The sequence below is a fragment of the Pseudoflavonifractor capillosus genome, from assembly GCF_016899775.1.
Taxonomy (GTDB): domain Bacteria; phylum Bacillota; class Clostridia; order Oscillospirales; family Oscillospiraceae; genus Lawsonibacter.
In genome coordinates this window covers 1-11952 of sequence record NZ_JACJJE010000014.1, presented here as the reverse complement: position 1 = coordinate 11952, position 11952 = coordinate 1, and the positions used below count along the sequence as shown (strand labels likewise).

The window sequence follows — 11952 nt, the reverse complement described above, 5'->3', positions numbered from 1 at the left end:
TCGTCTAACCCGGTCGGTATAATGGAGAAGGAGGGAGAGAAATGGCAGAAGAAAAAGGATTCCGCCTCCTATCTCTGTATGATCAGTTGGCCAACCGGGGGAGCATTCAGAAAAAAGAGGCCGCGCAAGTCTTCGGAGTGTCCGAGCGCAGCATTCAGAGGGATATTGAACAGCTTCGGAACTTTTTTGCGGAGCAGACCCCGCCTTTGGAGATTCACTATGATCTGGGGCAGAACTGCTACCGGCTGTCCGAGGGTGAGGGTGCGTTTCTTTTCTGCGGGGAAATGCTGGCGGTTTGCAAGATTCTCTTGGAGAGCCGGTCGCTGTCAAAGCGGGAGCTGGATCAGATCCTGGATAAACTCCTGGTTCACGGTATGCGGCTATCAGAGCGGGAAAAGCTCCAAGAGATCATTTCCAACGAGCGCCATTTTTATGTGGAGCCCCGCCACGGAAAATCGCTGGTAGACATTCTATGGACCCTGGGGCAGGCCATTCAAAGCCGCTCAGAGATCCAGGCGGATTATCGAACTCAGACAGGAGAGAAGAAGCACCGCCGACTCCAGCCAGTGGGCCTGATGTGCTCTGAATTCTACTTTTATTTGGCGGCGTTTTTGAAAAACGTGGACCGGAATCAGGAATTTGAATATCCAGAGGACCCCTATCCCACTATCTATCGGGTGGACCGTCTGGAACAGATCCAGGTACAATCGGAACACTTCACCGTCCCCTATAGTCAGCGCTTTTCAGAGGGGGAGTTTCGAAAGCGGGTCCAATTCATGTACGGAGGGAGGCTGCGGACGGTCCATTTTCTGTATAAAGGGCCGTCGGTGGAGGCTGTCCTGGACCGTCTGCCCACAGCGGAGATCGTCGGCGAGCGGGACGGGACGTATGAGATTCGGGCAGAGGTGTTTGGAAAGGGGATCGATATGTGGATGAAAAGCCAGGGAGCATTCGTTGAAATCCTATAAAAATAGAAAGAGGAGTCGAGAATTATGGAAAATGAAGTACGCAGCACAGTTGAAATGTTTGGTCTCACCAAACAGCAGATCAAGATCTTGTATTCGTTGGAATATCTGTTGACAAAGAGGGACATCAACTCCAACCAGAAAGATATTATTTGCAAAGAACATTGGCTGGAGCATTGGTCCGCCTGTCTTCAGGCTACGATGGACGATGAGATTACTTTCTACACTTATGAGGAACTACTGGACACCGTCGCGAATGAGGCAAGTAGCAGTATCAATCAGACATGGTTCTATCTCATTATGCTCGAAGGAACGCTTTTTCGTGCATATACGCCGCTGGGAGAGACAAAAGACGCGGATAAGCACTATCAGAAACTGCATTACTCCGATCAGACGGCGTTTCTAAAAAGTCTGGCTAAGTCCTCTGGCCTGATGGATCCGGTTTTTGTAGACCGATTCAAAAAGACATATCAAAAGACCATCAATAAGCTTTCAGGCAAAATGCAGAAAGTGGCGCTGGGGGCGGTATCGGTTGTGGCAATTTCGGCCGCCGCGGCTGCTACCGCAGGCATATTTGCGGGACCTGTTGCTGTTGCGCTGTTTGGGTCTAACTTTGCGGGGGTAACCGGAGCGGCGTTGACATCGGCCTGTCTGGCAATGGCGGGAGGCGGTGCAATTGCGGTAGGCGGTGCCGGCATGGCAGGCGGCGTTGTGGCAATTGTTGGCGGAGAAGCGCTTCTTGGGGCTGCGGGCGGCGGAGCGGCAGTATCGACAGTGAGCATACTGGCAAAGTCCATGCCCTCTTTTGCGCTGAGTCAGGCCGCTAAGCTGGAAGTTGTCTTGAAAGAAATTATTCTCAATGCACAAAAGGATGTGCAGAGTGCCCAGGCCGTGATGGAGAACCTGCGTCGAGAAATTCATAAGTTGCAGAGAGAAATAGAGAAGTTGAAGAAGGAAGACGAAGAAAAGAAAGATGCCATAAAAAATATGAAAAAAACATTGAACTATTTGCAAAAATCGTACCAAGACATGGCAGTTTTTAAGTCTTCTTATGAGATAGGGGCGGAATATGAAGGAGAAGAATGATCACAGCTACGAGGCCTCCAAGGAAAAATCGATCATTCAGTTTCAAAAAGATTTGTCCCTCATCCAATCCGATGTAGATCAGACAAAAAAAGCCTGCACTGACCTGGAAAAAGAGAGGCGGGAGGAACGGGAGACAATCAATGCACTGATTGCGGGAATCAATCAATTGGCGGAAGAAACAGGAGCAGAGATCCGCTTGCCAGAGCTTTCTGACGGCCAGACGTCAGAAATAGATGTATATATAGACCAGGCAATCTGTGACTTTTCCCATACGGACAGAGTATTTCCAAAACTCCGGAGTGAAGAATATGTGATTGCTTCCTTGGCCGGAATTGCATCGATTGTGATCGATGTGATTTTTGTGGGGACTCCGGAAGTGGTAAAGATTTATCGGGGCGGAGAACGTTTTGATGGGAGTTTGCTGACCGCCGCGCTCCGAAAAATCGGAAAAACGGCAGATGGAGAGTTGATTCCAATCCTTCAATGGTTTTCCGATGTCTGTAAGGTGCCGTATGATCTGTCTCTCCAAAAGGGGGTAATGAATCCTAATAATCACAGGCTGAGAAGTTTTGCCCATGACCCCTTTTTGGGACTCTTTTTTGCCGTGGCAGATATTCTGTGCGGGACCACAACGTGTATTGATGAGGAAGGTCGTCTTCGGGTGTTCCTCTCGCCGAAAGAAGTACCCGAACAGGAAAAGTATCTGGCTGTATTCTATTATATAGGGCACATTATCTCGGATGTATGCACAGCAAGGGGAATTCCAGTACCTGGTTTTTGTCTCACTCAATTCTTTACTGCCGGGGGAAGGGACGATTCACTGGCTAAAATTGCGGAGCGAATGTATCTGGACGGATATGATCTGCGGCACCTGGTTTCCACAGCGGTACCGGTTGCCATAAAAAACCTGTTGATTGATGCCTATCTTTCTCTGACCAGAACACCAGATAATCTTTTCTTGCCAGTGGCAGAGCAAGAGCGTCAGAAACTGAACGCAAAGTTGAAGCGAGAAAAAATGCTGTTTATTTCTGATATCGTTGGGAGCAGCGGAAATGCGGTGAAGTTTTTGTTGCCCCCTAACTGTGGCAACCCCTGTGCCCTAAATCTGTCACAGTGGTTTGAATTGATTCGACGGTCCTGCAGTATGGCCAAAGAGGCAATGCGGGATCGTACGGCCGAGACTGTAATGGAAAATCGTGATGTGCTCCAGAAAAATTGGGATCTTCTTTTGTCAGAGACGGGATTAACTGAGGTGTAAATGCCACATCTGCGGTCTAAACTGTTATGATATGGAATAAAAACTCCCTGATTCCGCACAGAAAAGTGGAATCAGGGAGTTTGATGCATTTTGAGGGATGTTGGCCTTACGTCATTGCACCATCTGCGGCCAAGTCCTCCGTCAGATCGGCAATAGGATCTCCGGTGGACTGGATAGATCCGACGGTCCAGGGAAAGCCGGAGGCCGCCGTCGGGTAGACCCCAGTGGTGTGATCCACGAAGTAGGGGGCGAAAGCAGGGCTATTCCGCACGTCCTCGTCGCTGAGATTTCGGGTCAGCTGGTGGACAATAGCTGCCACCATCTCCATGTGGCCCAGTTCCTCAGTGCCGATATCGGGATCAAAATGGGGCCCGCTGTGCCTTGTTGGAAATGGCGGACTGGGGGCGATTATCCCGGGACTGTGCTGAGTTCGAGGAGAGCAGTATCAAAACGTGCCCTTACACGCCGGAGGCGGTGGTAAGGACACGTTTTGATTAGAAGAAACTTATGGTGCAGGGACAGTTCGGATAAGCCGCCGAACCCTGCTGCGGGAATTCAAAATAGAAGAATCTCCTGCGGCGGTATAACTGTGCCAAAGCTGGGAAAAACGCCGAGGCGCGTCAGGCGGCGGGGATTACCAGAACCTGTCCAATTTGAATTCGGCTGGGGTCCGTGATTTGATCCCGGTTTGCCTCATAAATGGCTTCCCACAAGGTGCCGGAGCCCAATTCTCTTTGGGCAATATTCCAAAGACAGTCGCCGGACTGAACCGTATAGGTGCCGGAGGCGGCGGGGGTTTCCGGCTGAGGCTCAGTGGGAGTTTCAGGCTCCGATGGAGTTTCGGGAGCATTGCTGACCAGCGTAGTTCTGGGATTGTTTCCTTCATAGCGGTAAATTGGGAAATTCATTGTGGCAGTATCATAGCTCACCAGTCCATACTGGACCAGAGTACCGTCGTAGCCGTTGGAGTCGTTGACGTCGGGTTCCATGGTCATGGCGATCACATTGCCGGAGACCTGATCCATGGGGATGACGTATGCTCCCTGGTCAAAGGTAACGGCGGCCTCCTCCCGCAAGTCGGCGGTAAAGCCTTTGCTGCTGCCTTCGTAGGTGTACTCGCCCACATAGTAATACTGCTTCAGATTGGCGGTGGAGCCGGGAGCTAGTTCGTAGTATTCCGCCCCCTGGTTGTCCAGGATGTACAGGATCTTCTCCGCGTTGGGGATGTCCTTGGGGATGACATAGGCGGTGGGGCGGATACGGCTGCGTACCACGGTATCGTTGATGGCGAGCGTAGCGGAGGAAGTCTTTGTATCACTGCCGTCTACGCTGTATTGATACCGGGTCAGGGGGGTGGCAGACTGGGTGGCACCAGAGGCCACCTGGTGCAGAACCACAATATCGTCGGAATTGAAGGCCTCGCCGTCCGCGATCACCTGAAGGCGGGCGTCGGCCACAGCCTCGTTGATCGCGTCGTCGTTGGCGACCGCGTAGTCGATAATGGAGTGGGCAGACAGCTGCTGAGAGTACACCCGGCGCTCGAAATTGGTGGCGCCGGCGCCGATGCCCCGCGTCTCCACAAGAACGGAGAGAGAGTTATAAAGACCGTAATAGGCCCGGCCAATGGGGTTATTGACGGTAATCCCGTAGTGATAGACCCGCAGCCCGGAATCTTCCGCGTTCCGGTGCAGTGCATCCACTGCGTCCAGACCCAGCTGAGTCACGCGTTCGTCGTCGTTCAGACTGGTGGCGGGAGTAACCTGGAGGTCGTCCGCATTGCGCATATAGCCGTCTTCTGTGACGCCGTAGAATCCAAATTCATGGAAATCAATGGCAACCTCGGGCATAAAGTAGCGGTAGGCGGTATGGAGATAGGCCAGCTCCGGGGCCTTCAGAGCCATGTGGTCCCGGTTCATGTCAAAGCCCTGGTATGTGGCCCGGGTGAACAGGTAGGACCCGTCCGGATTGATGCGGGGGACGACCACTACGTTGATGTCGTCCAGCACGGCGTCGCCATAGCTTCCGCACAGATCGGAGACCATGACCAGCGCGGCCTCGCCGGCGGCGGGCTCGTTGGGGTGGATCTGGGCCTGAATCCACACAGTGAGCTTGCCGTTGTCCGACACCAGCTCGCCGGCCTCCTCCAGAGAGGCTGCGGAGGAGAGGTCGGTGTCGGTAAAGACTGCTATGGGCATTTCATACTGGTAGGCGGGGGTTGTGCCCAGGTTATAGAGATACATGTCCGGCTCGGCGGCGTCCTTTGCCTCCAAATAGTCCAGCATCTCTTCCTGGGAGGTGAACTCGTGATCGGCGCGTTCTTCTGTAAAGAAGGGGGTATCATACTCCTGATAGTTGGCCAGAGTATCTGTGGTAAAGTGGTCCAGAATTTCATCCGGCCAGAGGGTCAGAACGGTGTCTGCGGCCCCCTGGGCGTAATTGTCGGGGACGTTGGCCAGGTCCGGAGAGGTGGGTTCATAGCCGGTATACGCCATTTTCCCCGTCTCCACCGTCAACTCCATACTTCCGGCGGCCAGATCCTCCTGTGTCACGTTGAAGATCTTGCACACGTTGTAGTAGCCGTCGCCCCGGACCCAATAGCAGTAGGTGCCGGGCTCGCTGAGGACGAAGCTGCCGTCAGAATTTTGGGATACCTGGGGCAGGGCGGTCACAGCGTCCTCGCCGCTGGCGGATGGATAGCCCTCGTGCACCGTGATGGTGACTTCCGCCGGGTTCACATCCTCTGGATATTGAAATTCCAGAGAGGCAGAGGACTCTGCGGCCAGGGAGGAAGTGACCAACAGACTGCTCAGCACGGCTCCCGACAGCAGCAGGCCGGTCCATTTACGGGTGCGGTTCACGTTCATGTCAACACTCCTTTCAACACAGGTTGGTTGCGTCTTGTACAACGGAACGACAGCCAAGATTCCTTTTCTTGAATGGCTTGCTCTACCCTCCTTTCAAAAAGCTGCGTCCGAGATGGTACCTTAAATATAACATAAAGACACAAAACCGGCAATCTCCACAAATTATATAAAATATGAGTAATATTTTTATACAATTTATATGCAAGTGAAATGTGGAATTTTCCCTTGTGCAGAAAAGAAAGAGCCGCGATGAAATGCAGCTGCGCTCGGGACTGCAAAAAAGAGAAACAGCGCAGATTGGCAGAGCGGCCGTCGACCATTTTGCCGGATACAGCCCGCGGTCTGCCGAGGAAGGCGGAGGGCGGTCGGCGGGGAACTGTTTCGCCTCTGGAAAGAAAGCCTTGACAAAAAGGAATGGGTGGATGTATAGTATAAATTGTAGAAGAAAAACAACAGTGAAGTTATTTGAATCGTCCAAAACAGCTGGCCGGACGTGAGCAGAAATTGAATCGAAGCTGCTTCATGTTACTACACACAGGCTTCCCCCTGTGACTGCGTGCATGAAAACCAGTAAGGAGACGTAATCTCAAATGTGGATTGCGTGATTCTTACTGGTTTTTTGTTTCCGGGGTCTGAGAAATCCAGGGAGACAGGCGGAGAACGCCGGCCAGCTGCATACAGGGAGGAATGGAATATGATGTCAGAGATGGATCGTTTCCCGGAGGATCAGGTACAGAGCTATTATATCATCGGCGAGTCCAGAACCAATGCGGACAACGCCATTACCAAAATGTACGGCTCCTTCTATATGGCGTTTGAGGTGGACGAGGAGACGGAGCAGGTGCTGGATTTTGGCTGCACCCACACCTTGCAGCTGACGGAGGAGTACTTAAAGCGGCTGTTTATCGGGCGGAATTTTCCCAAGATCGACAGCTGGCTGGAGAAAAAGCTGGAGCAGTGCTACGGGGGCTCCTCCCGAAAGGCAGTCCTCGTGGCATACCAGAACGCCCTGAAGCGGTATCAAATGATGCGGAGGGGCGGGAAAAAAGAGCCGGTTTGACGATTTGATCAAAGGAGGAAGAGAGCCTTGGAAGAAAAGCCCTATGCGCTGATAGACCTACACTGCGACACCCTGACTGATTGCAAATACACCAGCGGTGGGGAGACCGATACCCTGGACGATCCCCAGCGGGTTCTGCGCCTGTCCAATATTCCACAGGGCGTTCACTGGGCTCAGTTCTATGCGGTGTTCATCCCGGACGAGTACCATGGAGCGGAGGCCGTTGCCTACTATGAGCGCAACCGGGACAGCTTTTTCAGGCAGACAGAGCGATTCTCCTCCCGGGTCCTGCGCTGCCGGACCTGCGACGACCTGGAGGAGGCCTTCCGCACCGGACGGACGGCGGCCTTTCTCAGCGTGGAGAACGGCTCTGCCCTGGCGGGAGATCTGGACCGGGTCCCCCTGCTGGCGGCGGACGGGGTGAAGGCGGTTACCCTCACCTGGAACGGGGAGAACGAGATCGGCTCCGGCCACCAGACCGGGCACGGCCTGTCTCCCTTTGGAAAGCAGGTGATCCCACAGCTGGAGAAGTACGGAATCCTGGTGGATGTGTCCCACCTGAACGACGCCGGATTTGCCGACCTGCTGGAGGTGGCGGAGCGCCCCTTCGTGGCCACCCACTCCAACGCCCGGGCCGTGGCTGCCCACAAGCGGAACCTGACCGACGGCATGATCCGGGAGATGGTCCGCCGGAAATGCCTCATCGGGCTGAACTACTTCGTGGCCTTCCTGCGGGAGGACCGGAAGGTAGAGAGCCTGGACGACCTGTACCGCCATGTGGACCACTTCCTGTCCCTGGGGGCGGAGAAGTGCCTGGCTCTGGGCTCCGACTTTGACGGGGCGGAACTGCCGGAGTGCCTGAATTCCCCGGAGAAAGCGGCTGGGATCTACGGCTATCTGCTGGGACGCGGCCTGCCGGAGCCGGTGGTGTCCGGCATCCTGTACCAGAACGCCCTGGACTTTCTGCGCCGCCATGAGAGCGGACTTGTGTGAAGTGTAGAGAGGAGGATGTGTCAATGTATGACCTCATCATTCAGAATGGACTGATTGTGGACGGGACCCGAAGAAAGCCATACCGGGCCAGCCTCTGCATTCAGGATGGCCGGATTGCCCGCATTGCCCAGGAGTCCATTCCGGCCGGCCAGGCCAGACGGGTGCTGGACGCCTCCGGCCTTGCGGTGGCCCCCGGCTTTATCGACATCCACAGCCACTCGGATGCCTGCCCCCTGGTGGACTACCAGCCGGAGAGCAAACTCTATCAGGGGGTAACCACTGAGATTGTGGGCAACTGCGGCACCTCCATCCTGCCCAACACCCCGGAGCGCCTGGCTGCCAATCAGGAGTACTTTTTCAGCGAGCTGGAGCTGCCGGTGGGAGATCTGCAGCTCACCGGCCTGTACCACCTGGAGGACTACCAAAAGGCGGTGGAGGCCCACGGCTGCTCCGCCAACTACGGCCTGCTGGTGGGGCACGGCACTCTGCGGGCGGCGGTGATGGGGTTTGACGACCGGGATCCCGCTCCGGAGGAACTGGAGGCCATGAAGGACCTCCTGGCCCGGGAACTGGAGGCGGGGGCTTTTGGAATGTCCCTGGGGCTCATCTATCCCCCCAGCGCCTACGGCAGGGAAGAGGAACTTACGGCCCTGGCCCGGGTGCTCCGGGAACATGACGCCCTGCTCACCGTACATATGAGGAATGAGGGCCCCCGCATCTTCCAGGCGGTGGACGAGATGCTGGGCATCGCCCTGCGCTCGGGGGTCCATCTGCAGATCTCCCATCTGAAGCTTATGGGCAAGCCCCAGTGGGGGCGGGCGGAGGAACTGCTGGAGCGCATCGAGGCGGCCCGGCGGGAGGGGGCGGTCGTCACCTGCGACCAATACCCCTACACGGCGACCTCCACTTCCCTGAGCGCTCTGCTCCCCCATTGGGCCCATGGCGGCGGAGTGCCCGCCATGCTCCAGCGGGTCAAGGCCCCCACCCAGGCCCTGAAGGACGAGACCGGTGAGGAGATGGAGAACCGAGGCGGTCCGGACCGGATTCTGGTCTCCAGCACCCACGGCCACCACCCGGAGTGGGAGGGAAAGACGGTGGCCCAACTGGCCCAGATCTTGGGACTCTCCCCAGTGGACGCAGTGCTGGAAGTCCTGGCCCGGTGCGAGGGGGGAGTGGCCTGCATCTACTTCTGCATTGACGAGGGCGATATGCTCCGCATCATGCGGGACATGCGCATTGCGGTAGGCAGCGACGGCTATGGCTTCTCCTTTGACCGGACCATTACTCGGACCAATCCCCACCCCCGCAGCTTCGGCACCTTCCCACGGTTCCTGCGCCTGGTGCGGGAGCATCAGCTGATGCCGCTGGAGGATGCGGTGTATAAGCTCACCGGACTGCCGGCCCAGATCCTGGGCCTGACTGACCGGGGGGTGCTGCAGGAGGGGGCGGCTGCCGATGTCACAGTATTCGACCCGGACCGCGTGGCGGACCGGTCCGAATATACCGATTCCGTAAAAAAGCCCGCCGGGATTCCCTATGTCCTGGTGGGCGGCCAGCCGGCCGTATGGGACGGAGCGGCCTCTGGCTCCAGAACGGGAGGTGTGCTCATCAAAACATGAGAGAGGGAGAGAACTACCCTGGATACAGAACTTGAAGCATGAAGGGAGAAATGCAACTATGGAACTTGGAAGCTGGTCTTTGATCACTGCCCCATCTCTGTTGGCTCTGATTCCCCTGATCGTGATGATCGTGCTGATCTTTATCGGCAAAAGCAATGTGTCCGGCATCATGGTGGGCGTCCTGGTGGGCGCGCTCCTGATGGGACAGGACCTGGGGGATATGGCGGCCGCGTTCAGCACCGCTCTGGGCTCATCCACCGCCTTGATCGGCCTGATCATTATGATGGGCGCCGGCCTGGGCGTTCTGATGAATGAGGCCGGTGTGACCCACACCCTGGTCTACTGGATCGTCAAGCGCATTGGCGTTAACACCCAGACCAAGGGCAAGATCGCCCTGGTGATCGTGTCCATCATTGTCTGCGGCCTGCTGGGTACGCTGGGCGGCGGCAACGCGGTCATCGCCCCGGTGATGCTGCCCATCATGGCCTCTCTGGGGGTGACCCCCACTGTGGTGGCCACCCTGTTTAAGGTGGCGGGGGAGATCGGCCTGATCCTGGGCCCCCTCACCGGCGTCACCCTGATTACTGAGGAGGTCACCGGCCTGTCCTATGGACAGCTGATGATTCAGGCGGCCATCCCCTTTGCCATCGTCTGGCTGGCCGGCGCCTGGGTGGGCGCCAACCGTGCCCAGAAGCGCACCCAGGGCAAGGAGAGCTACACCCTGGGGGATGACGTGAAGCATCTGGACCAGGTGGTCATCACCAAGCAGCAGAAGGTGACCACCATCGCCTTCCTGCTGTGCTTCGTGCTCCTGGTGGGCTACGGAATCGCCACCGGACAGGGCACCAGCTACGCCCTCATCGTGATGATCGTGCTGGCCGCCGTAGTGGCCATCTTCGGCCGCATCGAGATCGACCGGTCGGTGGACTGCATTACAAAAGGCGTGGCCTCTCAGGCCAATATGTTCCTGATTTTTGTGAGCATCGAGGTGCTGCTGAATCTGGTAACTCTGGGCGGCGGCTTTGACGCCTTGTCCAACCTGCTGGGCGGACTTGCCAGCAACAGCGCCACTGCCGTTATGCTGGTGGCCTCTGTGGTGGGCGGCTTCGGCATCGAGGCGGCCGCTGTGGCGGAGATCAAGATCATTTCCGATATGTTCGGCGGTCTGGCGGTCTCGGCCGGCCTGCCCATGGGCTGCTTCGCCGTCTCTATTCTGGCGGCGACCCGGCTCACCGGCTCCATCTATCCCACCTCCAACTTCGCCGGACAGCTGGGCATCGCCCAGTGCACCAACACCAAGGAGGCCCTCCAGGCCGCCTGGATCAGCGTGGCCTTTGCCTGGGTGTTTGTCATCGCGTATGCCATTGTGGGTCCCATGATCCTGGGCTGATGCGGAAAAATACAATCTCCGTCCCACAGGCTGTTTGGAGCAGAGGGAGCTGTTCTGAAGCAGCGGGTACATCATAGAAAAACCGACTGCGGGGTCTGGCCCTATTTCAGGACCAGACCCCGCGCGGCTTGTCAAAAAACCTCTGCTGAGATGAATCTGCTCAAGTTGAGGCGGGGGAGCTCGAGGGGGCGGCAGTTCGCCTCGAGTGGGATCAAATGCCCCGGAAGCCTTGCTGTGCAAGGATTCCGGCAAGCAAAGCGAGGACTTTTGCGCCGAACAACGGCGCAAAAGTAACGCAGTATGACGGAAAAAGACTCCCTGTTCGGGTATGTTGACATTTTTCAAACAAGGCCTAGCTTTGTACAGCCTGCCTGATTGATAGACCAGGCTGAGAAAAAGGAAGATTCCAGCGGAAAAAGCGGTGTGTTCACGCCTATATGAGTGGGAAACGCAGAGTCAGAGCGGAAAAATGTAATGAGCCAGAGAAATATGCGGAGACAGCCCGGACCAGGCAGGGTCCGGGCTGTCTGCTGTATACGCTCAGCCGTGGGCCATGTTCCTGGGCTGGGGCTGTACGGCGGCCTGCTTGTCAAAAGCAGGGTTGGTGAGGTAGACGTTTTTCGCGTCCATCTTTTCCTTGCAAAGCCGCAGACACTCGCCAAACCGCTGGAAGTGCACGATCTCCCGCTCCCGCAGGAAGCGGATGACGTTGTTTAC

The 11952-nt window shown here is 56.3% G+C and carries 8 protein-coding genes and 2 pseudogenes; 7 read left to right on the top strand and 3 right to left on the bottom strand.

Annotation, left to right across the window (positions count from 1 at the left end):
* The first annotated feature begins 41 nt into the window (after window positions 1–41).
* Genes H6B31_RS06200 through H6B31_RS06190 form a run of 3 tightly spaced genes read left to right on the top strand, consistent with a single transcriptional unit; the run spans window position 42 to window position 3309 of the window.
* Window positions 42–968: a helix-turn-helix transcriptional regulator gene (locus H6B31_RS06200; protein ID WP_204897755.1), complete on the top strand. Its 927-nt coding sequence runs from the start codon at window positions 42–44 to the stop codon at window positions 966–968.
* A gap of 24 nt (window positions 969–992) precedes the next feature.
* Window positions 993–2051 (top strand): hypothetical protein, encoded by a 1059-nt coding sequence (locus H6B31_RS06195; RefSeq protein WP_204897754.1) that lies wholly within the window; start codon window positions 993–995, stop codon window positions 2049–2051.
* Window positions 2035–3309: a hypothetical protein gene (locus H6B31_RS06190; protein WP_204897753.1), complete on the top strand. Its 1275-nt coding sequence runs from the start codon at window positions 2035–2037 to the stop codon at window positions 3307–3309. Before H6B31_RS06195 ends, H6B31_RS06190 begins: the two co-directional genes overlap by 17 nt.
* A gap of 121 nt (window positions 3310–3430) precedes the next feature.
* On the opposite strand, the pseudogene H6B31_RS06185 reads toward H6B31_RS06190, so the two are convergent.
* A pseudogene (locus tag H6B31_RS06185) lies at window positions 3431–3664 on the bottom strand (manganese catalase family protein); the annotation flags it as partial.
* A 265-nt stretch (window positions 3665–3929) separates the two neighbouring features.
* Window positions 3930–6173 (bottom strand): LysM peptidoglycan-binding domain-containing protein, encoded by a 2244-nt coding sequence (locus H6B31_RS06180; RefSeq protein ID WP_204897752.1) that lies wholly within the window; start codon window positions 6171–6173, stop codon window positions 3930–3932.
* Between the two features lie 694 nt (window positions 6174–6867).
* Between H6B31_RS06180 and H6B31_RS06175 the strand changes: the two genes are divergently transcribed.
* The 4 genes from H6B31_RS06175 to H6B31_RS06160 are packed head-to-tail and all read left to right on the top strand — an operon-like array spanning window position 6868 to window position 11235.
* Entirely contained in the window at window positions 6868–7233 is a 366-nt protein-coding gene (locus H6B31_RS06175; protein WP_243418881.1) for a DUF3870 domain-containing protein, read from the top strand.
* Between the two features lie 27 nt (window positions 7234–7260).
* On the top strand, window positions 7261–8226 hold the full coding sequence (locus H6B31_RS06170; RefSeq protein WP_204897751.1) for a dipeptidase: 966 nt from the start codon (window positions 7261–7263) through the stop codon (window positions 8224–8226).
* A 23-nt stretch (window positions 8227–8249) separates the two neighbouring features.
* Window positions 8250–9845, top strand: coding sequence for an N-acyl-D-amino-acid deacylase family protein (locus tag H6B31_RS06165; protein ID WP_204897750.1), 1596 nt, complete (start codon window positions 8250–8252; stop codon window positions 9843–9845).
* Between the two features lie 58 nt (window positions 9846–9903).
* Window positions 9904–11235 (top strand): TRAP transporter large permease subunit, encoded by a 1332-nt coding sequence (locus tag H6B31_RS06160; protein ID WP_177696485.1) that lies wholly within the window; start codon window positions 9904–9906, stop codon window positions 11233–11235.
* Window positions 11236–11775: 540 nt separating this feature from the next.
* Here H6B31_RS06160 and H6B31_RS17175 read toward each other — a convergent pair.
* Window positions 11776–11952: pseudogene (locus tag H6B31_RS17175) on the bottom strand (manganese catalase family protein); the annotation flags it as partial.

Excerpts from the sequence above, each read along its gene's own strand:
- H6B31_RS06160 (WP_177696485.1), top strand. The coding sequence starts at position 9,904 with ATGGAACTTGGAAGCTGGTCTTTGATCACTGCCCCATCTCTGTTGGCT.
- H6B31_RS06195 (WP_204897754.1), top strand. The coding sequence starts at position 993 with ATGGAAAATGAAGTACGCAGCACAGTTGAAATGTTTGGTCTCACCAAA.
- H6B31_RS06180 (WP_204897752.1), bottom strand. The coding sequence starts at position 6,173 with ATGAACGTGAACCGCACCCGTAAATGGACCGGCCTGCTGCTGTCGGGA.
- H6B31_RS06200 (WP_204897755.1), top strand. The coding sequence starts at position 42 with ATGGCAGAAGAAAAAGGATTCCGCCTCCTATCTCTGTATGATCAGTTG.
- H6B31_RS06175 (WP_243418881.1), top strand. The coding sequence starts at position 6,868 with ATGATGTCAGAGATGGATCGTTTCCCGGAGGATCAGGTACAGAGCTAT.
- H6B31_RS06165 (WP_204897750.1), top strand. The coding sequence starts at position 8,250 with ATGTATGACCTCATCATTCAGAATGGACTGATTGTGGACGGGACCCGA.
- H6B31_RS06190 (WP_204897753.1), top strand. The coding sequence starts at position 2,035 with ATGAAGGAGAAGAATGATCACAGCTACGAGGCCTCCAAGGAAAAATCG.